The organism is Microvirga arsenatis, assembly GCF_009910705.1.
GTDB lineage: Bacteria > Pseudomonadota > Alphaproteobacteria > Rhizobiales > Beijerinckiaceae > Microvirga > Microvirga arsenatis.
On record NZ_JAAAXJ010000033.1, the window covers coordinates 1 to 22,330 of the forward strand.

A 22,330-nucleotide genomic window follows, 5' to 3' on the forward strand; every position below is an offset into this window, starting at 1 on the left:
TATGGTCCGTCATGGCGTGGTCTCCCGCGGGATCGCGGCGCTCCAACGCCCGAATCCCGGTGTGTGGGTTGCAACACCCGGAGACTACGCCACCCTCTCAAAAGTCCACCACATCCAAGACGGCACCCAAGGGGCCTGCTTCGGTCCTCTATGGCTCGAACGCGACGGGTGGCGTCGTCAATCTGAACAGCAAGATGCCCGAGACGGTGCGCAGCAACGAAGTCTTCGTCGAGTACGGCACCTTCAATCGCAAGCAGCTCGGCTTCGACCTGACCGGACCGATCGATCCGGGAGCCACCATACAGTACCGGATCATCGGCATCGGCCGTGACAGCGACACGCAGGTCGACTATTCCGAGGACGACAGCATCGTGCTGGCGCCGTCGTTCACATGGCAGCCGACGACGGAGACGCGGCTTACGGTCTTGGGCAACTTCCAGAAGGACGTCGGGCAGCCGACATCGCGCTTCGTGCCGATCCAGGGAAGCCTGCTGCCGACACCGAGCGGGGACTTCATCGGAACAGGCCAGTTCTTCGGTGAGCCAGGTTTCGACAAGTATATCGTCGAGGGTGCGGCCGTCACCGGTATCCTGGAGCATCGGTTCAACAGCATCTTCAGTTTCGATGCGCGCGCCCGCTATTCCATCAGCTCGGGCGCTTACGACCAGATCTGGCCTGCTTTCGGCGTTACATACGAAGCAGACGGCCGGTCCCGGAGCCGGACCCTTTATTCCGCCCGCAACGAGGCCGAGTCCTTTGTCAGCGACGCACGGCTGAAGGCGGACTTCGAGACAGGCTTCATCAGGCATCAGGCGGCGTTCGGTTTTGACTACCAGAACGCCACGATCGACAGCGATACCGGTGGTGGCGTGATGCCGGCCATCGACCTGATCACGCCGCGCTACGGTGCCGCGATCCCGGCCTTCACACGCACCAACAATCCCGCGCAGGATATCGAGCAGATCGGCTTCTATGCCATCGATCGGATGGCGATCAACGACAGGCTGTTCATCTCGCTCGGAGCGCGGCACGACAGCTATTCGCAGACCACCCGCGGCTCGTCATTGCCCGGAACGGAAGCCGACAAGTTCTCCGGCAGCGCCGGCATCCTCTACAAGTTCGACTCCGGCATCGCGCCTTATGTGAGCTATTCCACGTCGTTTGATCCGGTGGCTCCTGACAGCTTCGGCTTTACCTATGTTCCGGTGGAAGGGGAGCAGATCGAGGCAGGCATCAAATACCAGCTTCCAGGAACGCCGACCCTTCTGACGGCCGCCGTGTTCGATCTGACGCAGAAGAACCGGCAGGTGATCAATCCTGATTTCGGTCCCGGCCGGCCGAATTTTCTTCAGACCGGGGAGGCCTCCATCCGGGGCGTCGAGCTCGATATCCAGACCGCATTCCACGATTTCGAGCTTCTCGCAGGCTACACCCATCTCGAAACTGAGGACGAGGCGACCGGTTTCGCGCTCGCCAGCGTTCCCGAGCATCAGGCCTCCGCATGGGTGACCTACCGTCCGCGCGAGGGTGCGCTTCAGGGTTTCGTCGCTGGGATCGGCGTACGCTATGTCGGCGAGAGCCTCGACGGGCGCGACAACTACGTCACCCCGTCCTACACCCTCTTCGACGCCCAGATCGGCTACGAGACCGAGCGCTACTCCGCGAAACTCAACGTCCAGAACATCGCTGACGAAACCTATCTCACGACATGTCTCAGCCGCGGCGACTGCTTCTACGGTGAGCGCCGGACCGTGAGCCTGAGGGTGAGCGGCAAGTTCTGAGCAAGCGCCCGCCAGCCTCTCTAGGAAGGCTGGCGGGCCAAGGGTCATCTGATGAGAGCGGCTTGAACGCCATGGTTGACACAGCGGACCTCGACAATCTGTTTTCGGCCGCAACAGGTCTCGTCCCCATCCTCCAGGGTGAGGTGGGAGATCATGCTGCCGGCTGGGTGTCACCCGGTGCGGACAATGCCGCCACGTTGCGGCAGCTTTACGCCGTCATCAGGGAGACCAACCCGGAGGCCGGAGCGGCCTTCTGGTCTGCGAGCTGCTGGAACCATCTCAATTGGCAGCCGGTCGCCATCGCTCTTCTGGCCGTTCACCACTTCGCCCTGCTGCCGAAAGTGGGCTGCATGAGCCAATGCCTCAGGCAGGGCGGTGTCGGCGGGTTTCGCCTGCCGTCTCCCCATTGCATCCGGGGGGCAAGAAAGCACCTGGTCCGCGAGGCAGGCTGCCAGCTTCGGGAGCTTGCGGAAAGCCTGATCGCCGATATGAGCCGCCTCGCCAAGGAAGCCCACAAGCAGGAATTCGCCACCGTGAAACAGATCACGGCGAAACGTCTCCTGGCGGACAGGATCCTCGGTCTCCTCCTCCGCATTGGACGGCACGACCCAAGTCTCGGGAACGAGGAGCTGCAGGACTGCGCTTGCGCCTGGCTTGAGGCTGCTGGCCTTGAGTCCATGAGCGCACTCAGTCCGATTACGCTCTCCGACGGCCGTGAGCAGCTGATCCTGGAGCGCAAGGCCTGCTGCATGGCCTATCTCTGCGCCGACGGGGCGATCTGCGAATCCTGCCCGACGCAGCAGAGCCGGGACATGCGCCTGCAGCGGCAGAAGGATTATTGGGAGCATCATGCCTAGCGCTATCCTTCCAACCGTGAACATGATCGAGGTCGACGGTGTGCGCGTCAGTCATGGCTCGCGTCGCGTTCTCCTGGCCGAGCGCCTGTCGATCGCGCGCTCGGACCTGACCGTCATCCTCGGCCACAATGGCTCGGGCAAGTCGACGCTGATGAATGTTCTTGCGCGCCAGGCAAAGCCCGACGAGGGCACGATCAGCCTCGACGGCATGCCTTTGCATCGCCTGTCCCAGCGGGATCTGGCCCGCACCGTCGCCTACCTGCCGCAACGGTTGGCGAACGTTGCCGGTCTGACGGTCCGGGAGCTCGTCTATCTGGGCCGCTTCGCCTGGCGCGGCGCCCTCGGGCGCTGGCGCAGTGAAGATCGGCATGCCGTCGAAGAGGCGATGGCGCTCACCCATGTCGAGGCCTATGCGGAGACATTGGTCGATCACCTGTCCGGCGGCGAGCGTCAGCGCGCCTGGGTTGCCATGCTGCTTGCGCAGCAATCGCCGTTCCTGCTGCTGGATGAGCCCACATCGGCTCTCGATTTGGCGCACCAGTATGACCTGATGGCGCTGCTCTCGGGTCTGAACCGCGATGAAGGCAAGGGCGTCGTCGTCGTGCTCCACGACGTCAATCTCGCCACCCGCTATGCGGACCGGATCATTGCCCTCAAGCGCGGCGAGGTGGCCTTCGACGGCTCGAGCGAGGCCCTGCTGTCATCCGCTGTGCTGTCAGCCCTCTACGACATCGACATCCATCTCGTCGATCATCCTTTGGCCGCGACGAAGATCGCGGTCGTGAACCGATAGGATTTCGTGATGAAGCTCGCCGCCATATTGGCATTCCTGATGTCCCTCGCGGGCCCCGCTGCGGCCGTGACCATTGCGGATAGCCGCGGATCGCATGACTTCGCCAAGCCTCCGGAACGGGTCGTCGTATTGAGCTGGGAGCTCGTCGAGCAGGTGCTCGAACTCGATGTCACACCCGCGGCGATTGCCGATATCAAGGGCTACAGAACCTGGGTGGTGCATCCGCATCTCCCGGACGGGGTGGGCGATGTCGGCACCAGGCAGGAGCCCAACCTCGAGAAGATTGCAGAACTCAAGCCCGACCTGATCCTCGCCAGCGACCAGCAAAAGATGTTCGTCGACAAGCTTGAGGCCATTGCGCGCGTTCTGCACTTCGATCCGTTCAAGCAGGATCACAACAACTATCTGGCCTCGCGCGAGATCTACAAGGATCTGGCCGGGCTCTTCGGCCGGGAGGAACTCGCGCAGCGGCGCCTTGATGAACTCGATCAACGGCTCTCGGCTCTCAAAAGAAAAGTGGCCGATCGCTTCCAGGGCCGGCTGCCGAAGGTTACGCCGGTGAGCTTCCTCGACACCTCCCGCGTTCGCGTCCATGGTGCCAACTCGATGGCGCAGTATGCGCTGGAGGCACTCGGAATTGAGAACGGATTTCCGCAGGCGCCTTCGACCTGGGGATTTGCCCTGCGCAAGATCGAGGAACTCAGCCAAGTCAAGGACGGCTTTGTCATTCACATTGAGCCGTTCCCGCAGGCAAAGGATCTGTTCTCGACGCGAGTGTGGGCCTTCATGCCCTTCGTCCGGAGCGGACAGTTCGCCTCTATCCCGCCGACCTGGACATTCGGCGGGCCGTTCTCGGTGGGGCTGTTTGCCGAGGCCTTCGCCGATGCGCTTATAAAGGCGAAGCCTTGAGTTCTGGATCCCACGTCCGCATGCCACCAGCGGCTTCTCCTCCCGTGGTAGGTATCCGGTCCGGGAGAGCGCTGCCGCTCGGGAGCCCCTCTGTGCGCCATGCTTTGATGGCTTTGGCATTGATCCTGACCTTTCTCCTGCATGTCGAGCTCGGAAGCGGAATCGATTTCCTTCGCCGTCTGGAACTCCTGGGCGGAGGCGAGCCTGCCTCGTTCGAAGACGTGCGTTTCCTGTTCTCGGCTTTGCCGCGGGCCGTGATCACGGTCATGATCGGCGCGAGCCTCGGCCTCGTCGGCAGCGTTCTCCAGCAGGCGTTCCAAAACCGGCTGGTCTCGCCGATGACCCTGGGCTCCTCGTCGGGAGCTTGGCTCGCCCTGGTAATCGTGACGGTCTACGATCAGAACCTCGCCGCAAGCCATGGTGAGTGGTTCAGCATGACGGGAGCGATCCTTGCCACCGGGCTGGTCATGCTGATCGCAGGCCGGTCCGGGATCGGTGGGTTGCCGATCGTGCTCGCAGGCATGGCGATCAACATCCTGCTCCTGTCCATCGCCAGCGGCGTGGTGCTCCTCAACCGGGAGCTTGCGACGGGGCTTCTCATCTGGAAAACAGGCGATCTGACCCAGACCGACTGGACCTGGGTGATATGGCTTGCACCGAGGCTCGCAATCGGAGGCCTTCTCCTGGCGTTGGCACCGCGTCCCTTGACGCTCCTGCGTCTTGGCGAAGAGGGGGCGGCGGCACGCGGGCTGCCTGTCTGGCCGGCACTACTGGCCCTCCTGGCCGTCTGCCTCTGGATGACGGCCAGTGCGGTGACGGCTGTTGGCGTCATCGGCTTCATTGCGCTGCTTGCCCCGAACATCGCGCGCGGGCTGGGTGCCCGGAGCAGTCTCGGCGAGATGGTGTCCAGCCTGTTGGCAGGCGCCGCGTTGCTGCTGCTGACGGACAGCATCGCGCTCTTTGCCAGCCGCTTCACGTCCAACATCGTGCCGAGCGGCGCCTCCGCCGCACTCATCGGCGCGCCTGCGCTGATCCTGCTGACCCGCAGGTCACTCAAGGCCAAGGACCACACTGCTTTCGGAGTGATCGAGGGGAGGATGCGCCTGGGAAGGACCAGAATCGGCATCCTGCTCGGAATGTTCGCTTTGACCGGCGCCGTTGGGCTGACGGTCGCGCCCTCCCAGACAGGATGGGCCGTAGAGTGGCCGAACGAGACCGTGCTCTCACTCCGGTGGCCGCGGATGCTCGCGGCTCTCGCCGCCGGCATGGGCATGGCTCTTGCCGGAGGGATCCTGCAACGACTGCTCCGAAACCCCCTCGCCAGTCCCGACATCATGGGCATGTCGCAGGGCGCCACGCTCACCCTCGTTGCAGGCGTCGTGTTTTGGGGCGGATCCATCGTCGACAGCACTGCCGGTGGCGCCTTCTTCGGCAGCAGCATGGTTCTGCTCCTGCTGATCATCCTCGGTCGGCGGCATGATTTCTCGCCAGGGATCATGGCCCTCGTGGGCATTTCGATCGCCGCATTGATGGACGCGCTCGTTCAGTTCCTCCTTGCATCCGGGAGCGATGCGGCGTTCGCGATCCTGAACTGGCTGAACGGCTCCACCTATCGCGTGGCGGCCGAAGATGCTCTGTTTCTGTTCGTCGCTGTGCTCATGATCCTTGGGGTGAGCCTGTCGCTGCATCGCTGGCTCACTCTGATTTCGGCCGGTGATGGCATTGCCGCGGCGAGGGGGCTCGCGGTCGGACGGGCGCGCGTCGTCCTTCTGACGATCGCGGCACTGCTGACGGCGCTCGTGACCGCCATCATCGGGCCTGTGGCCTTCGTCGGGCTGCTGGCTCCGCACATGGCAGCGCTGCTTGGGGCGAGAGGCGCAAGAGACCAGCTCGCGGTTTCGGCTCTCCTGGGTGCGGGCCTGATGCTGCTGTCGGACTGGCTGGCTCGGATCCTGATCTACCCGGCGCAGCTCCCAGCTGGATTGGTCGCCTCGGTGCTTGGCGGCGTCTACTTCATCCTGCTTCTCACCCGAAGCCAGGTGCTCTCCCGCAAGGCTACGGGAACGTAGCGTCCGACCCACAAAGATCTTAGGCGGATGTGCCAGAGCACCTGCGCAGCCGCACGATCACGTCGATCCTGTGACTCAGCACCAAAGCTTTGACCCCTCTCAATGGGAGTGCAACGCCTGAGTTTGGCAACACAAAATGGAACTCCGGTGGGGTCACGATCGGCGCCGGTGATGACCCAGCCGATGCTACGAACTCGCTAGCAATGGCATGTGCGTAACGGCAGTCGGCTCAAGGGTCCGTATTTGATGCTGATTTACAATCGGGCTCAAATGGCTTCGATGGACCCCTTGCGTATTTATCAGGATATACTAAATTAGCTCTCTCTTATAGAGCGCAGGTATGCCTATGTCCCGTTTGGAACTCGACCTTGGAACATTTGAACAGAAGGCGACCGAGGTTGCGGACATCCTGCGGGCGCTTGCCAACGAGCGGCGGCTGATGATCCTGTGCAAGCTGGTGGAGTGGGGCGAGGCCAATGTCACCACGCTTACCGAGGCGGTGGGCCTGTCGCAATCGGCCCTGTCGCAGCATCTCGCCAAGATGCGGGATGAAGGCATCGTCGCCACCCGGCGCGAGAGCCAGACGATCTGGTACCGCATCGCCGATCCCCGCATCGAGCAGCTCTTCGGCGTGCTCTACGAGCTCTATTGCAAGCCAACTACGGTCAGAAAGTCCCGCTGATTGGAGGTCGCCATGGAAAACTTCACCCCTGTCAGGGCTCTGATCGGCGGTCTCCTGATCGGCGCATCCGCCGCCCTGTTCCTCGTGTTGAACGGGCGCATCGCCGGCATCAGCGGCATCCTCGGCGGACTGCTTCATCCGACCCGCAGCGAGATCGGCTGGCGCATGGCGTTTCTGGCCGGCCTGTTCGTTGCGCCGCTGGTCTATGTCGCCTTTGGCGGTGCCCTGCCGCCGGTCGCGCTCGACGCCTCCTTGCCGCTGTTGATCGCGGCGGGGCTAATCGTCGGCTTTGGTACCCGCCTCGGTGGGGGCTGCACCAGCGGCCACGGCGTTTGCGGCATCGGACGCGGGTCGCCGCGCTCGCTGGCGGCCACCGCGGTATTCATGGCCACCGCCATCACCACCGTTTTCATCACCCGTCACGTCATCGGGATGTAAGCCATGCCCCTGATCGTTTCCGCCTTCGCCGCTGGTCTTCTCTTCGGCCTCGGGCTGATTGTCTCGCAAATGATCAACCCGGCCAAGGTGCTCGGCTTCCTCGACATCTTCGGCAACTGGGACCCGAGCCTCGCGCTCGTCATGGGCGGCGCCGTCGTGGTGTCGGCGCTGGGCTATCTCGTCGCCAAACGCCACGGCGTGCCGGTGCTGGCGCCGCGCCTGGAGATCCCAACCCGGCGCGACCTCGATCCGCGCCTGATCGGCGGGGCCGCCCTGTTCGGCATCGGCTGGGGCTTGGTCGGTCTGTGCCCGGGACCGGCTCTGGTCGGCCTGACCTTAGGCCCGTGGCAGGTGTTCGTGTTCGTCGCCGCCATGATCGTTGGCATGGCGGTCTTCCGCCTCGTGCCCGCCGACTGGCCGCAGGTCACCTTCCGGCGTGAGGCCACCCGCGTGGATGGCTGAGGCTCGAACGCCGGCCATTCCAGCCTTCAAACACTGCGTCATCCCTTGAGAGCAGGAGCAAGCGTCATGTCCGCCCAGACTTCATCGCCCTTGCACGGCCGACCTATCGTGAAGGGCTTCTACGAGAAGCGCACCGGCAGCGTGCAGTACGTGGTCGCCGATCCCGAGACGAAGAAGTGTGCCATCATCGACCCGGTGCTCGACTTTGACCCGAAGTCCGGCGCGACCGCCACGATCCAGGCCGACGAACTCCTCGCCCACGTTGAGCGCGAGGGCTACACCCTGGAGTGGATCCTCGACACGCATCCGCACGCCGACCACTTCTCGGCGGCTGGCTACCTCAAGGACAAGACCGGCGTGCCCACCGCCATCGGCGAGAGGGTGGTCGAGGTGCAGAAGCTCTGGAAGGGCATCTACAACTGGCCCGACAGCTTCCCGGCCGACGGCTCGCAATGGGACAGGCTCTTTGCCGATGGCGAGCGCTTCAGGATCGGCAACCTGGACGCGGAGGTGATGTTCACCCCCGGTCACACGCTTGCGTCCATTGCTTACGCTGTCGGTGACGCCGCCTTCATTCACGACACGATCTTCATGCCGGACAGTGGCACCGCCCGCGCCGACTTCCCCGGGGGCTCGGCACGTGTGTTGTGGCAGAGCATCCAGCGCATCATGGCACTGCCTCACGAGACGCGCCTGTTCACTGGGCACGACTACCAGCCCGGCGGGCGTGAGGCGCAATGGGAGAGCACAGTCGGACAGCAGAAGCGCGAGAACATGCATCTCGTGAAAGCCAAGACGGAGGAGGAGTTCGTGGCCCTGCGCGAGGCGCGCGACCGGGAGCTGCCGATGCCCAAGCTGATCCTGCACTCGCTGCAGGTGAACATCCGCGGTGGTCGTCTGCCGGAGCCGGAAAGCAACGGCAAGCGCTACCTCAAGATCCCCCTCGACGCCATCGGCGGCGCTCCTTGGGACGAATGAAGGAGACGATCATGATGACAAAGACTGCAAAGGACCTAGTGGCCGAGGCCAACAAAACGGTTGAGACCCTGTCGGCCGAGGAGGCTGCGAAGCTCGTCGGAGACCCCAACGTGGTGCTGGTGGACGTCAGGGAAGGCGAGGAGCTGCAGAAGACCGGCACGGTTCAGGGGGCGGTGCACGTACCCCGCGGCTTCCTGGAGTTCCAGGCCGATCCCACCAGCGCCTCGCACAAGCCGGAACTGGGCGGTGGCAAGCGCCTGGTGCTCTACTGCGGCTCCGGCAACCGCTCGGCGCTCGCGGCGAAAACCCTGAAGGAGATGGGCATCGAGAACGTGGCGCATGTTGCCGGTGGCTTTGCGGCCCTCAGGCAGGCCGGTGCGCCAATCCAGGACGGCGAGTAAAACCCCAAGTCACCTCAGGCCGGGCAAGGAGATCTCATGAGCGACCAAAGCGACCAAGACCGATGGAATGCGCGATATGCCGGCGACAGCTACCTGTTCGGCACGAGCCCCAACACGTTCCTCGCCAACCAGCGGCATCTCCTGGGGCCCGGGTCGCGGGCGCTGGCTGTAGCGGACGGAGAAGGCCGCAATAGCGTCTGGCTTGCCGAGCAGGGGCTGCACGTCACGGCCGTCGACTTCTCTGCCATCGCCCTTGAGAAGGCGCATCGGCTTGCGGCAAGCCGGGGTGTCGAGGTGACCTTCGTTCAGGCGGATTTGGCAACCTGGGGGTGGACGGAGAACAGCTTCGACGTGGTGGCCGCCATCTTCATCCAGTTTGCGGATCCGAAGCTGCGCGAGTCGATCTTCCGGGGCATTCGCCGCACGCTCGTTCCCGGAGGATTGCTTCTCCTGCAGGGCTACCGGCCGGAGCAACTCCAGTATGGGACCGGCGGTCCGCCTCACGCGGAGAACATGTACACGGAAGCCATGCTGCGAGAGGCCTTCTCCGGGTTCGAGATCCTCCATCTGCGGGAGCATGACAGTATCATTGAGGAGGGGGCCGGGCATCGCGGCGTGTCGGCTCTTGTCGATCTGGTTGCACGTAAGCCAGCTTGAGCGACGTTGGCTACTGCGCCAGCAATCGGCTGATCGCGCTCATCAATGCCTCCCGGGAAATCTCGCCAACATGCAGGGAGCGGAGCTTCCCGTCCGGCCCGAGGAAAAGGGTCACCGGGAGGCCCGGCATCGCGTAGTGGCGTGCCACCTCCTGACGCGGATCGAGAAGGACGTTCGGCAGCGTGAGCGTCTGGCCGGAGAGAAAGCTCTCGATGGCCGCTCGCCGCTCGCCCTGGTTCACGAACAGGAACGTGACCTCAGGCCGGCTCGCCGCCATCTCTGCCATCATCGGCATTTCGCGCCGACAGGGCGGACACCAGCTCGCCCACAGGTTCAGCACGACGGGCTTTCCGCTGAAGGACGTCAGGGGCGTGTCGCCTCCCTTGATGTTCTCCAAAACGACATCCGGCATCGGTGTCGAAGGCGTGGCATTGGTCAGTTGCCACACGACGTTCCAGGCGAACAGCGCTATGGCGAGACTGACCACCGCCCCAATGGCGGTACGGCGCGTCCGCAGCAGGACCACCGACACAGCGGCGACCGATCCAGCGGCCCATGGCCACGAGAAGCCGCCCTGCCACACCGCAAGGATCCGCCAGGGCTCCGCCGTGAAGCTGGTCGCGTTCCCGATCACATGGCCGAGCCGTGCTGCGGCGAAGCCTCCAATGAGAGCCCAGGTCGACCAGCGCCCGATGCGGGGATCCAGGCGGGAGGACATGATCGACGTTGCGACCATGAAAACACCGATGCCGACAATTGCTGCAAGGCGATCACCGGCGAACACGAGGGGACCAATGGAAACTGCTTGCATGAGGTGGCTGGTCCGGGATCCAGCTTAAGGCAGCCTTAAGGATAGCCCCGATTGAGGGCTGCGTTTCCTGCATCGGGAACATCCTGACGGGGAGGCAGGTGTTCTCGATATGGCACAGGCCCGGCTTTCTCTGAGAGACGGCACAGGAGGAACAAGCGGAGATGTCTGAGTTCGCCAGTTTCGCGCTTGGACGCACTGCTGACCGTGCACGGTGCCGCACAAGTTGGGCGAGTTGGCATTATAAGTGCTTGCTAATTAAGATAAAGCTAATATATTTGGATCTGTTTTGGTCATTTCACCTTGTCCTGAGGAGGGACAATCTACGATGCTCACGCGCCGCTCTTTCCTGGCCGGTGCCGCCCTGGCTGGAGGCACCGCCTTTGCTGCCTCATCCACGTGGCGAGTAGCGGCTGCCGAGCCGCAGGAACTGCGGATTCCCGAGCTTATCGATGCTCGCAGCCAGGGCCGGTCGATCTCGCTCAGGGCGCAAGCCGGCCGCACCTCGTTCTTCCCAGGAAAGGAGAGCCGGACGCTCGGCTACAACGGGAGCTATCTTGGCCCGACGCTGCGCGTCCACCGTGGCGACGACGTGGAGATCGCCGTCACGAACGCACTCGACGAGGAAACCAGCGTCCATTGGCACGGCCTGCTCATTCCCGGGGAGCTCGATGGCGGACCCCACCAGATGATCCGCCCGGGTGCCACATGGCGGCCGGTGCTTCCCATCCGCCAGCCCGCGGCGACCCTCTGGTATCACTCGCACGTGCATGGCCGCACGGCGGAGCAGGTCTATGCCGGCCTCGCAGGCCTCCTGCTCGTCACGGATGACGACGAGAAGGCCCTCGCACTGCCGTCGGAGTACGGCGTCGATGACCTGCCCCTGGTGTTGCAGGACCGGCAGTTCGAGAGCGGCCGGCTTATCCTTCCCGAGGGAATGATGACGCTCATGCACGGACGGCGGGGTGACACGCTGCTGGTCAACGGAACCGCCAATCCGGTAGCCCGCGTGCCGCGCCGGCTGGTTCGGCTTCGCCTGGTGAACGGTTCAAACGCTCGGTTCTATGATCTCGCGTTCGCGGACGATCGGGCGTTCCATTGGATCGCTTCGGAGGGCGGCTTACTTGAGAGGCCGGTCGAGCTGCGGTCCCTGAGCCTTGCGCCGGGCGAGCGGGCCGAAATTCTCGTCGACTTCGCGGACGGGCGAGCCATCGCACTTGAAGCAGGGCCAGATACCAATGCACCCATGGTGATGGGCATGCTGGCCCGTGCCGCGGACCTCATTGGCCGTGGACGGGAACCCGTCCTCAGGTTCGAGCCTCAGGGTGGGGAGGCGCCTGGAGTGAAGGTGCCGGAGCGTCTCGTGGCTCATGAGCGTCTGGATCCGTCACGCGCCGTTCGCCGGCGGCGCTTCGCCATGACGATGGGCATGGGCGGCATGATGGGCGGCGGCATGGGCATGCACGGCATCAACGGCCGCCCGTACGACATGGAGCGGATCGACGAGGAGGTCAGGCTCGGCGACGTGGAGATCTGGGAGGTTTCGGGCGAGATGATGGCCCACCCCTTCCACATCCACGGCGTGCATTTCGAGGTGCTAAGCCGGAGCGGTGCGGCCCCGGGGCCTCGCGATCAGGGCCTCAGGGACACGGTCGTGGCGCAGGAGCCGGTCGAGCTTCTTGTGCGGTTTACGCAGCCTGCCGTGGCAGCGCCGTTCATGTATCACTGCCACATCCTTGAACACGAGGACAACGGAATGATGGGACAGTTCGTCGTCCGGTGATGAGCGGTCAGTTTTGTCAACACCTTGCTATGGCCGAAAGGCATTCATAGCGAGTAGGGGCTGCCCCTTTGAAGCAAGGGATCACGCCTACTCCCGCATGAATGCCTGCACCTCCTCGGGTGTCACCCTGCCGTCCCTGTTGGCATCGACCTGATCGAAGATCCGCCTGTGGATGGCCGTCACCTCGTCGAAGGAAAGGCCGCCATCACTGTTCGTGTCAGCGATGGCGAACATGAGCTTCTGCATGTGTCCGCGCATACCTGCCATAGGCCTTCCGCCCATCATCCCCTGACCCATGCCGGGCTGACTCGACTGCGCTCCTGAGCCCTGACCCATGCCGGACGGCGGCATTGCCTGCGCGACCGGCGTGTTAGGACGGTCCTGATCGGCCGCAGCCGGTTGTGCAGTGGCTGCCGCAATCACACCCGTGACGGCAATGGCAGTGAAGGCAAAGACGCGTGGTCGTGCAGCCAACCTCATGACATCCTCCTTGGATCGGATCGCCTGTCCGGGAGACGCTGGCCAAAGCACTATGCTGAGAGGCCGGCCATTCTCCCCCAGGAGCAAGCACCCTCGTCTCAGAGATCCGGACAGCATCGCCGCCACTTCGTCCCGGCGATAGCTTCCGAGACCTCACTAAGAGGCTGGTGAGCAATTTTATTGCTCGATGCAAGTCATTGATTCACCATAGGTTCGGTGCTGGGCCGCGGCTGCGGATACGGGCTGTTTCACGTTTGAGGAGCCCGTGCCATGGCTGTCTGTTCTTACGCCAGCGATCTCAGTGAAGCCGAATGGGCGCTGCTCGAGCCGCTCATCCCCCGCAGCCATCCGGCCGGACGGCGGCAGACCTATCCGCTCCGGCGCATCGTCGATGCGATCTTCTATTTGCTGCGCACCGGGGCGCAGTGGCGAAGCTGCCGCACGAGTATCCGCCCCGGACTGCTGTCTTCTACCACTACGCCCAGTGGCGCGGGGATGGCACCTGGGAGCACATCACTCAGGCGCTGCGAGAGAGCTATCGCCGCACGATCGGTCGCTCGTCCCAACCGACAGCGGCGATCATCGACAGCCAGTCGGTCAAGACCACTGAGATGGGCGGACCGCACGGCTATGACGGTGGTAAGAAGATCAAGGGCCGCAAGCGTCATCTGCTCGTCGACACCCAAGGCAACCTGCTGAAGAACAAGGTGCAGCCCGCTGACCTCGCATGCTGTCCTCCCTGGTGAGTGACCTCATCAGTGAGTTGGGGCGCCAAAGCCCTCCGGAGCCGATGGCGCGCCCATGGCCAGCTGAGCTGAAGCCGCACAGTGCGCGTTAGGCAGAACTTGTCATTTGTGATTAGACCATTGAGCGCACCATCGCCTGGTTGACCACCAACCGGCGGCTGGCCAAGGACTACGAACGCCTGATCGAGACCGGCGAGATGCTGCTTTATCTCGCCATGAGCCGCATCCTGCTGCGTCGCCTCACGCGAAAGGAAAGATAATTGCTCACCAGCCTCTTAGGGGCTGCGTATGCTGAGTTTGCCCGCGGGAGCTTTGGACAGGAACACCCCAAACCCTGCCCGCAGCCCAGGGCGATCCTGCCGGTTGCGGAGCACGAAAGAGGCGTTCGCACGCTTAAGGGCTGTGTCGACGATGGCGAGGCCGAGACCGCTGCCGACGGGGCTGCGATGGCGGCCGCGGAAGAAGCGGTCGGTCACATGATTGATCTCGTCCTCCGGAATGCCCGGCCCCTCGTCCTCGACGGTGATCGAGGGCGGGCGTGTATCTCCATCAAGGAGCCACCGCACGAGACCGCCCTCGGGAGAGTGCTGAACAGCATTCTCATGGAGGTTGCGCACGACAAGATGGAATAGCTCCCGGTTCATCCGGACGGTCGTCTGGTGGAGCGTCAGGTCGATCTCCACCCGTATGCCGGTCTTGCCTGGGGTTCGGCTCGCCGTGGCCTCCTCAATGGCCGGACCGACCACGATCTCCTGCGCCTCGCCATCCTCCGCCGCAGCATCGAGGGCTGACATCGCCAGCAACTGGCGCACGAGCCGGCTGGTGCGGTCGACGGCCACCAGCGTTTGCTTCAGGGCCCCTTCGCGGATCTCCGGATCCCTCGCCGCCAGGGCCACCTGGACCTGGGTGCGAAGACCAGCCAGGGGTGTGCGCAGCTCGTGGGCCGCAAAGGCCGTGAAGCTGCGTTCGTGCTCGCGGGCCGCCGCAACCTTGCCGAACAGGCCGTTAAGGGCATCGACCACAGGACGGATCTCCGACGGTGGATTGCCGACGTTGATTGCGCTCAGGTCCTCGGGGCCGCGCGCCTTGAGGCTCTGCGTCAGGCGGCGCAGGGGCCGCAGCCCGCGCCCGACGCTGGCCCAGATCAGGAAGGCGAGCAGCGGGACCACCACGATGGCCGGCAGAACAAGTCCCCGGACGAGGTCGGTGACGAGGCGGTCGCGCAATCCGAGCCGGTCGCCGACCAGCACGCGGATGCCGCGATCCCGGTCGGCGAAGGCATAGACCCGCCACGGCTCGCCACCGACCTCCTGCTCCGAGAACCCGCTGGTCTCGTTCGACAGCGCGGTCTCAGGGGCGCCGCTGGAGCGGCCGATCAAGCGCCCATCGAACGACCAGATCTGGCACGAGAGCTGGCGCTCGTAGCCCACATGCGTTGGCTCCGGAAGCGGGATGGAGGCCGGGGCTTCGCCGGCGCGGGCCGACAGCGCGATCTCGCCGCTGGTGACCAGCGAGCCAACCATGCGGGCCGCCTCCATGAGGCGGGTGTCGAGCACATGCTGCAGCTGGCGCTTGGTATCGAGATAGATCCAGGCCGTCGCGAACAGCCAGATCAGGGTCGTGGCGGCAATGAGAATGATGAAGAGGCGGGTGCGGATCGAGCTCATGTCAGGCGCTCCGGAGCCGGTAGCCGAGGCCGCGCACGGTCTCGATGGCGTCGCGTCCGATCTTGACGCGCAGGTGATGGACGTGGACCTCGACCGCGTTGCTCTCCACGTCCTCCTCCCAGCCGTAGAGCCGGTCGGCGAGCTGGTCCTTCGACAGCACCGTGCCGGGATGCTTGATGAGGGCTTCCAGGATCGAGAACTCGCGGCGGGAGAGGACAACCGGATTTCCGTCGATCTCGACGGTGCGGCGGCCGGGATCGAGTTCAATCCCGTTCCAGGACAGGGTCGGCGTCGCCCGCCCGGCGGCCCGGCGGGAGATGGCGCGCAGGCGGGCGGCGACCTCGTCGAGGTCGAAGGGCTTGCCGAGATAATCGTCCGCGCCGCTGTCGAGGCCGCCGATCCGGTCGGCCACGGTGTCTTTTGCGGTCAGCAGCAAAACCGGCGTCGCGTCCTGGCGCCGACGCAGCTCGCGCAGGATGTCGAGCCCGGAGCCGTCCGGCAGCATCAGGTCAAGAACAAGAGCGTCGAACTCGGCCGTGGCGAGCGCGGCGCGGGCGTCGCCGCAGGACGCCACCGCATCGACCGTGAAGCCGTGAAGGCCAAGGCCAACCTTCAGCCCGTCGAGCAGCACCGCATCGTCTTCAACCACAAGAATACGCATCGAGCACCTCCGCGGGCTCTGTGACCCGCTCCCCTTAAGGCTGCCTTAAGGTTGGCCGGGAGTTTGGGAGGAGTTGTCCTGGTCGCGAGGATTCGCTTGTCCCACAATCTTATCCGAATTTTGTTCGCGCTTGCTGCGCTCGTTCTCGGTTCGGCCGGAGCGGGGGCGCAGTTCAACATCCCGAGCCCGGACGAGGTGTTCAGGCTCAGCGCCTCGAAGAGCGCCGATGGAGGCATCATCCTCGACTGGGCGATTGCCCCGGACATGTACCTGTATCGCGACAAAGTGATCGTCTCGGCCTCCCCGGGCGACGCCCAGCCGCTCCCGGTTGAGACCAGCCCCGGCCAGAAGAAAGACGATCCCACCTTCGGCGAGACGGAGGTTTACCACGATGCGGCCCGCGCGACCGTGTCGGCCGGCGCCCTGGCCGCCGCCGGCTCGCCGCGGACAATCCATGTCACCTACCAAGGCTGCGCCGAGAAGCTCGGCATCTGCTATCCCCCCGAGACGAAGGCCATCGAGCTCGCGACGCTCCCGGTGACGGCGCAACGGAGCGTGACGGCTTCGGACGGCGGATCGCGTTGGGGCACCGTGCCGACCGGCCTCTCGCAGCCGGTCGAGAGCGCTGTGTCCGCCCCGGTCGCGTCGGCGATGCCGCAGACGGTCTCGCAAAACGACGCCTGGATGAGCGGCAGCCTGGTGTCGGTCCTGGCGACCTTCCTCGGCTTCGGCCTGCTGCTGACCTTCACGCCCTGCGTGCTGCCGATGATCCCGATCCTGTCGGGCATGCTCGCCCGCAGCGGGGGCCAGCTTTCAGCCGGTCGGGGCTTCGCGCTCTCGGCCACCTACGTGCTCGCGATGGCGGCGGCCTATGGCCTGCTCGGCATCGCCGCGGCCTGGTCCGGGCAGAACCTGCAAGCCGCCCTGCAGACGCCCTGGGCGCTGGGCGCGATGAGCGTGCTGTTCGTTGTTCTCGCACTGTCGATGTTCGGCCTGTTCGAGCTCCAGCTTCCCAGTTCCTGGACCAGCTTCATCTCGGGCCGGACCTCCGGGATGGGCGGCTCGCTCCCCGGCGCGGCGGCCCTCGGCTTCACCTCGGCCCTGATCGTCGGCCCCTGCGTGACGCCGCCGCTGGCCGGGGCTCTGCTCTACGTCTCGCAGACGGGTGACATGATGCGTGGCGCGGCCGCCCTGTTCATGCTGGGCCTCGGCATGGGCCTGCCGCTGATCGTGTACGGCACCATCGGGGCCAAGGCCCTGCCGAAATCCGGTCTCTGGCTGGTGCGGGTCAAGCAGGCCTTCGGCGTCGTCTTCCTCGGCGTCGCCATCGCGATGGTCTCGCGCATCGCGCCGCAGGTGTCGCTGGCGCTCTGGGCACTGCTTGCCATCGGGGCCGGCGTGTTCCTCGGCGCCTTCGACCCGGCGCCCGGCTGCGCGGTCCGCCGGATCGCCAAGGCAGCGGGCATTGCGGCGGTGCTCTATGGTGGAACGCTGGTGGTGGGCGCCGCATCCGGGGCGACGGATCCATTGCAGCCGCTCGCCACCCTGGCGCGTGGCTCGGCGCCTGCAGCGGTCACTGCGCTTGCCTCCACCCGCGTCACCATGCCGGCGGAGTTTGACGCCGCAGTTGAAACGGCCCGGGCGCAGGGCAAGCCGATCCTCGTCGACTTCACCGCCGAGTGGTGCGTGACCTGCAAGGAGATCGACCGCGCCGTCTTTGCCGATCCCACCGTGCAGGCAAGGCTCAAGGACATCCCCTTCATCCGCGCCGACGTGACGGACTACAACGAGGCCAGCCGCACGCTGATGCGGCGCTTCGGCGTGGTCGGGCCGCCGACGATCCTGTTCCTCGATCCGAAGACGGGACAGGAACTCGCCCCGGCCCGGAGCATCGGCACGATTGATGCGGACAGCTTCCTTCGGAAGCTTACGGCGGCAGGCCCGTGATGGTTGCCGGATCCTCCCGTTCCCGCGCCTCCACACAGTCCGACGCATGGCCCCGCCGGACATTCCTGAGGTTCGCAGCCCTGTCTTCAGGCCTGGCGCTCCTGCCGCCGACGGCCAGAGCGCAGGCCGCGGAACTGGCCTTCGCCCATGTCACGACACGAGAGGCGTTCGATGCCGCGGTCAGGCGCGCCCGCGCTTGGAGGAAGCCGGTGCTGGCGTACTTCACGGCGGAGTGGTGCCCGATCTGCAAGAGCATCGACCGGCGGGTCTTCTCCAATCCCGTCATTAAGACGCGGCTTGAGGCCATCGCCCTGGTGCGTGCGGACGTGACCGCTTTCGATGCGGGCAACCGGGCGCTCATGGAACACCTGCGGGCGCCAGGCCCGCCAACCATGGTCTTCCTCAATCCCAAGGACGGTCGGGAGATCCCCAGGACCCGCCTCACCGGGGCTGTCGACGCCAACCTCTTCCTCGACACGATCAACCTCGCAGGGCTCTAGGCCAGCGACCGCCCCTCGCCAAATTCTAAGGAGTCAACAATGCCCTTCCTGACAAAGTCTCTCTTCGCTGCCGTTTTGGCGGCGTTGGCTGTCGCTTTCGTCGTGCCCGCCGCTCCGACTCTGGCCCAGGACATCTCGGTCGACGCGATCCTGAACGATCCGCAGGCGCCCGTCGGCGGCAATCCCAAGGGCGATGTCACCGTCGTGGCTTTCCTCGATTACAACTGCCCCTTCTGCAAGAAGTCGGCGCCGGACCTTGAGAAGCTCGTCAAGACCGACGGCAAGATCCGCTTGGTCTACAAGGACTGGCCCATTCTCACGCCGGCCTCCATCCATGGCGCGCAGCTCGCGCTGGCGGCCAAGCACCAAGGCAAGTACGAGCAGGTGCATCACGCCCTGATGGGCATTCCCGGCATGCGGATCAGCAAGGAGAGGATGACCGAGGCGGTCCAGAAGTCCGGCGTCGACATGGAACGGCTGAACGCGGACCTGAAGCAGCACAGCGCCGAGATCCAGGGTCTGATTCAGCGCAACCTCGATCAAGCCGACGCACTCGGGCTGACGGGAACGCCGGTCTACCTGATCGGCCCATTCAAGGCATCCGGGGCGCTCACGTACGAGCAGTTCCGCAAGGCGGTCGCCGACGCCCGCGCCCAGGGCAAGCAGTAACCCGCATCCGCGCCCCCTCCCTTTCCGATCTCACTCGCTCACAGGACATCCATGTTCAAGCTCGCAGGGCCGGCAGGCCTGATCCGTCTTCTCGCACTCATCCTGCCGGCTACCCTGGCCGCCTGCAACACCACGGCCGCACCGCCTCCACCGGTTGCCGCGGCCCCGGCTGTCGATCCCGTCACGGCCGAGCGCTATGCCGCCGTGACCACCGACAAGCATCCGGTGCCGGGCGTCGATCCTCGTGCGCTCAAGTCGCGCAACGTGCGTCAGCTCGTGGATTACGCGACCACCGAGAAGCCGGGCACCATCGTGGTCGATACGAACGCCCGCTTCATCTACCTCGTGCAGGAGGGCGGCAAGGCCCTGCGCTACGGCGTCGGCGTCGGCAAGGAGGGGCTGGAGTTCAAGGGCACGGCGACCGTCCAGCGCAAGGCGCAGTGGCCGCGCTGGACACCAACGCCCGACATGATCAAGCGCGAGCCGGAGCGCTACAAGAAATGGGCCAGCGGGATGGAAGGCGGCACCGACAACCCGCTCGGCGCCCGCGCCCTGTACCTGTTCAAGGACGGCAAGGACACGCTCTACCGCATCCACGGCACCAACGAGCCCGAGACCATCGGGCAGGCCGTCTCCTCGGGTTGCATCCGCATGATGAACCAGGACGTGATCGACCTCTACAGCCGCGTCCCGGCCGGCGCCAAGGTCGTCGTTCTGTGATGGCCACTCGGCTTTCGCAGCGACATCAAACCTGATTGGAATGACACCATGGATTTCGACAGACGCCGGATGATCCAGGGCGCCGCGCTGGCCCTCCTGGCACCTTCATCTTTGACCGCTGCCCGGGCCCAAAGCGGGGAGGGCTGGCACCCGCTGAAAGGCGACGACGGCAAGCCCGTGGCCAACGCGCGCCTGCCGGTCGAGCTGACCGGCGAGATCGAGCATCTGCCCGGCGTGATCTGGGTCGGCTCCAAGAGCACGGCGGTCACGCTCTACGAGTTTCACGACTACAACTGCCCCTATTGCCGTGTGGCGGCGAAGGACCTGCACCTTCTGGTGAAGAAGAGGCCGGAACTGCGCCTCGGATTGATCAACAACGCCATCCTGTCCCTCGGGTCGATGCAGGCCGCCAAGGTCGAATTGGCGCTTTTCCTGCTGAAGGGACCAGCTGTGACTTACGAGTTCCACCATCACCTGTTCGCCATGCCGGGCACGAACGACGGGACACGGGCGCTCAAGGTCGCCGAAGACCTGGGTGTCCCGCGCCGCCAGATCGAGCCCGTGGCCGACAGCGAGAAGGTCGGCGGGATGCTGCGCGAACAGATCCAGCTCGCGGCCAATCTCGGCCTGGCGGCGACGCCGTCGTTCGTGGCCGGCGGGATCGGCGTGCTCGGCTATCCCGGCTCGAAGACCATCGGCAGGATCGTCGCCGCTCTCGACCGATGCGGCGAGGCCGTCTGCCCGGCCTGACGCGGCGCGTCCGATCAAGTTTCAACAACGAAAGCTTCGTAGAATGCGGATGAACTCAGCGCGTGGGTTTTGAGCGGAGTGATCCTTGTCGCGGCCCTGGCGGGCTGCGTGAAGGTTGGTGATCAGAAACACCTCCAACCGGTGCCGCCGAAGCTGGTGGCCAGCATGCAGGCGAAGGCGATGTCGGTCTCCGATCCCATCCTCATCCGCGTCTTCAAAAAGGAGGCGGAGCTGGAGGTCTGGAAACGCGACAGATCAGGCCAGTACGCGCTTCTCATGACCTATCCGGTCTGCCGCTGGTCGGGGCAGCTCGGGCCGAATATGAAGGAGGGCGACCGGCAGACGCCGGAGGGGTTCTACACCGTGCGTGTGGGCCAGATGAACCCGAACTCCGCCTACTACCTGTCCTTCGATCTCGGCTTCCCGAACGAGCTGGACCGGGCCCTCGGCCGGACGGGATCCGCGCTGATGATCCACGGCGCCTGCTCGTCCTCGGGCTGCTTCGCCATGACGGACGATGGCGCCGCCGAGCTCTTCGTCCTGGCGCGGGAGGCCATCAAGGGCGGGCAGGAGGGCTTTCAGGTCCAGTCCTTTCCCTTCCGCATGACGCCGAAGAACCTGGCCGAGCACCGGGCCAGCCCGCACATCGCGTTCTGGCGCAACCTCAAGGAGGGCTCGGACCACTTCGAGACAACTCGCCGGCCGCCGAAGGTCGCCAGCTGCGGCCGACGCTACGTGTTCAATGCCAGCCCCAACAGTCCCGGTGCTCGGTTCGACGCCGGGGCTGCCTGCCCCGCGTACACGGTCGAGGCAGAAGCCGCGATGATGGTGGCGGCCAAGCAGGCAAGCGACGAGACACGGATCGGGAAGATCATCGCCTCGGGGCGGGCCGCCGTTTCTTACACCTATCTTGATGGATCAATGCACCCATCGTTCCGGGAGATCCTGCGCCGCTCGGGACCAGCCCGTCTGCAGGCGCTGACCTCGGGGTCGGTGGAGGTCAGCCGCCCGGAAACAGCCTTGGCCGAACCGAAGGTCACGCCTGCAGGGGCCATGTCCGCGTGGGCGGCCGGCACCGTTCAACACGACCCCGAAACTGAGCGGCTCCCGTGATCAACCCTGCCGCCGTCCCGCTGATGACTTCCAGGGAAAGACTTTGATCAGGCCGGTTCAGGTGTTGGACGAGCGTTTGCCGGAGGCGGCCTCCAGCTGGGGCCGCAAGGCTTCCAGATTGTACCCCGCCTCCAAGGTCGTCTGTAGGATCTCGTTGGCTGAGAGACGGTCGCTGGCCGCCAACGCCCACAGGGTGGTCGAGCGCGTGCCGGTGCGGCAGAAGGCGAGGGCGGGCTTCTCCGCCCCGCCGAGGGCCGTCCTGAACGCCTCGACCTGGGCGTCTGCAATCTGGCCTGAAACGGCCGGAATGTGATGGTACGCGAGGCCCAGGCTGCGCGTTCCAGACGATCGTGATCACGGATTCCAGATGATCGTGATCATCCGTTCCAGGGCATCGTGATCATGGTTTCCAGAGGGCCGTGATCACTCGTTCCAGCGATCGTGATCAGTCTCCGAGAC

The 22,330-nt window shown here is 65.0% G+C and carries 23 protein-coding genes and 2 pseudogenes; 20 read left to right on the forward strand and 5 right to left on the reverse strand.

Going from position 1 to position 22,330, the window contains the following annotated elements:
• The 11 genes from GR303_RS23225 to GR303_RS23275 form a co-directional block, all read left to right on the forward strand.
• Nucleotides 1-1,781 (forward strand): TonB-dependent siderophore receptor (locus GR303_RS23225; RefSeq protein ID WP_210253393.1); only part of this gene is annotated, 1,781 nt, incomplete at its 5' end.
• Between the two features lie 71 nt (nt 1,782-1,852).
• Nucleotides 1,853-2,638, forward strand: coding sequence for a siderophore ferric iron reductase (locus GR303_RS23230; RefSeq protein WP_246205874.1), 786 nt, complete (start codon nt 1,853-1,855; stop codon nt 2,636-2,638).
• Nucleotides 2,631-3,431 (forward strand): ABC transporter ATP-binding protein, encoded by an 801-nt coding sequence (locus GR303_RS23235; RefSeq protein WP_201752205.1) that lies wholly within the window; start codon nt 2,631-2,633, stop codon nt 3,429-3,431. The genes GR303_RS23230 and GR303_RS23235 overlap by 8 nt, the downstream gene beginning before the upstream one ends.
• A gap of 9 nt (nt 3,432-3,440) precedes the next feature.
• Nucleotides 3,441-4,340 carry an ABC transporter substrate-binding protein gene (locus tag GR303_RS23240; RefSeq protein ID WP_161726732.1) on the forward strand — a complete coding sequence of 300 codons (900 nt, stop codon included), beginning with the start codon at nt 3,441-3,443 and terminating at the stop codon, nt 4,338-4,340.
• Nucleotides 4,341-4,432: 92 nt separating this feature from the next.
• Nucleotides 4,433-6,409, forward strand: coding sequence for a Fe(3+)-hydroxamate ABC transporter permease FhuB (fhuB, locus tag GR303_RS23245; RefSeq protein WP_201752469.1), 1,977 nt, complete (start codon nt 4,433-4,435; stop codon nt 6,407-6,409).
• 346 nt (nt 6,410-6,755) lie between these two features.
• Nucleotides 6,756-7,091 (forward strand): ArsR/SmtB family transcription factor, encoded by a 336-nt coding sequence (locus tag GR303_RS23250; protein ID WP_161726728.1) that lies wholly within the window; start codon nt 6,756-6,758, stop codon nt 7,089-7,091.
• 12 nt (nt 7,092-7,103) lie between these two features.
• Complete coding sequence (locus GR303_RS23255) at nt 7,104-7,529, forward strand: YeeE/YedE family protein (protein WP_161726727.1); 426 nt, start codon at nt 7,104-7,106, stop codon at nt 7,527-7,529.
• Between the two features lie 3 nt (nt 7,530-7,532).
• Nucleotides 7,533-7,991, forward strand: a complete 459-nt coding sequence (locus GR303_RS23260; RefSeq protein ID WP_161726725.1) for a YeeE/YedE family protein — start codon at nt 7,533-7,535, stop codon at nt 7,989-7,991.
• A gap of 66 nt (nt 7,992-8,057) precedes the next feature.
• Nucleotides 8,058-8,969, forward strand: a complete 912-nt coding sequence (locus GR303_RS23265; RefSeq protein ID WP_161726723.1) for an MBL fold metallo-hydrolase — start codon at nt 8,058-8,060, stop codon at nt 8,967-8,969.
• A gap of 11 nt (nt 8,970-8,980) precedes the next feature.
• Entirely contained in the window at nt 8,981-9,370 is a 390-nt protein-coding gene (locus tag GR303_RS23270) for a rhodanese-like domain-containing protein (RefSeq protein ID WP_161726722.1), read from the forward strand.
• A gap of 36 nt (nt 9,371-9,406) precedes the next feature.
• On the forward strand, nt 9,407-10,027 hold the full coding sequence (locus GR303_RS23275) for a class I SAM-dependent methyltransferase (protein ID WP_161726721.1): 621 nt from the start codon (nt 9,407-9,409) through the stop codon (nt 10,025-10,027).
• A gap of 10 nt (nt 10,028-10,037) precedes the next feature.
• On the opposite strand, the gene GR303_RS23280 is transcribed toward GR303_RS23275, so the two are convergent.
• A complete protein-coding gene (locus tag GR303_RS23280) occupies nt 10,038-10,838 on the reverse strand; it encodes a TlpA disulfide reductase family protein (protein ID WP_161726720.1) in 801 nt (266 codons plus the stop codon).
• Between the two features lie 325 nt (nt 10,839-11,163).
• On the opposite strand from GR303_RS23280, the gene GR303_RS23285 reads away from it, so the two are divergent.
• Nucleotides 11,164-12,618: a multicopper oxidase family protein gene (locus tag GR303_RS23285; RefSeq protein WP_161726719.1), complete on the forward strand. Its 1,455-nt coding sequence runs from the start codon at nt 11,164-11,166 to the stop codon at nt 12,616-12,618.
• 87 nt (nt 12,619-12,705) lie between these two features.
• Here GR303_RS23285 and GR303_RS23290 read toward each other — a convergent pair whose 3' ends face one another.
• Nucleotides 12,706-13,098, reverse strand: coding sequence for an EF-hand domain-containing protein (locus GR303_RS23290; protein WP_161726718.1), 393 nt, complete (start codon nt 13,096-13,098; stop codon nt 12,706-12,708).
• A 270-nt stretch (nt 13,099-13,368) separates the two neighbouring features.
• Here GR303_RS23290 and GR303_RS25025 point away from each other — a divergent pair.
• Both GR303_RS25025 and GR303_RS25030 read left to right on the forward strand, forming a co-directional pair.
• Nucleotides 13,369-13,476, forward strand: a pseudogene (locus GR303_RS25025) (transposase); the annotation flags it as partial.
• A gap of 47 nt (nt 13,477-13,523) precedes the next feature.
• Complete coding sequence (locus tag GR303_RS25030) at nt 13,524-13,844, forward strand: transposase (protein WP_343038506.1); 321 nt, start codon at nt 13,524-13,526, stop codon at nt 13,842-13,844.
• Nucleotides 13,845-14,119: 275 nt separating this feature from the next.
• On the opposite strand, the gene GR303_RS23305 is transcribed toward GR303_RS25030, so the two are convergent.
• Together GR303_RS23305 and GR303_RS23310 are read right to left on the reverse strand one after the other, a co-directional pair.
• Nucleotides 14,120-15,511, reverse strand: a complete 1,392-nt coding sequence (locus tag GR303_RS23305) for an ATP-binding protein (protein WP_161726717.1) — start codon at nt 15,509-15,511, stop codon at nt 14,120-14,122.
• A gap of 1 nt (nt 15,512) precedes the next feature.
• Nucleotides 15,513-16,172, reverse strand: coding sequence for a response regulator (locus GR303_RS23310; protein WP_161726716.1), 660 nt, complete (start codon nt 16,170-16,172; stop codon nt 15,513-15,515).
• A 96-nt stretch (nt 16,173-16,268) separates the two neighbouring features.
• On the opposite strand from GR303_RS23310, the gene dsbD reads away from it, so the two are divergent.
• The 6 genes and pseudogenes from dsbD (at nt 16,269) to GR303_RS23340 (ending at nt 21,871) form a co-directional block, all read left to right on the forward strand.
• Nucleotides 16,269-18,119: a protein-disulfide reductase DsbD gene (gene dsbD / locus GR303_RS23315; RefSeq protein WP_161726715.1), complete on the forward strand. Its 1,851-nt coding sequence runs from the start codon at nt 16,269-16,271 to the stop codon at nt 18,117-18,119.
• On the forward strand, nt 18,119-18,619 hold the full coding sequence (locus GR303_RS23320) for a thioredoxin family protein (protein WP_161726714.1): 501 nt from the start codon (nt 18,119-18,121) through the stop codon (nt 18,617-18,619). Before dsbD ends, GR303_RS23320 begins: the two co-directional genes overlap by 1 nt.
• Before the next feature lie 39 nt (nt 18,620-18,658).
• Nucleotides 18,659-19,288: a DsbA family protein gene (locus GR303_RS23325; RefSeq protein WP_161726713.1), complete on the forward strand. Its 630-nt coding sequence runs from the start codon at nt 18,659-18,661 to the stop codon at nt 19,286-19,288.
• Between the two features lie 51 nt (nt 19,289-19,339).
• A pseudogene (locus GR303_RS23330) lies at nt 19,340-20,005 on the forward strand (L,D-transpeptidase); the annotation flags it as partial.
• Nucleotides 20,006-20,056: 51 nt separating this feature from the next.
• Nucleotides 20,057-20,758 carry a DsbA family protein gene (locus GR303_RS23335; RefSeq protein WP_161726709.1) on the forward strand — a complete coding sequence of 234 codons (702 nt, stop codon included), beginning with the start codon at nt 20,057-20,059 and terminating at the stop codon, nt 20,756-20,758.
• 69 nt (nt 20,759-20,827) lie between these two features.
• A complete protein-coding gene (locus GR303_RS23340; RefSeq protein ID WP_246205872.1) occupies nt 20,828-21,871 on the forward strand; it encodes a L,D-transpeptidase family protein in 1,044 nt (347 codons plus the stop codon).
• A gap of 57 nt (nt 21,872-21,928) precedes the next feature.
• Here GR303_RS23340 and GR303_RS25595 read toward each other — a convergent pair whose 3' ends face one another.
• Nucleotides 21,929-22,201 carry a protein tyrosine phosphatase family protein gene (locus GR303_RS25595; protein WP_425515149.1) on the reverse strand — a complete coding sequence of 91 codons (273 nt, stop codon included), beginning with the start codon at nt 22,199-22,201 and terminating at the stop codon, nt 21,929-21,931.
• Between the last annotated feature and the right edge of the window lie 129 nt (nt 22,202-22,330).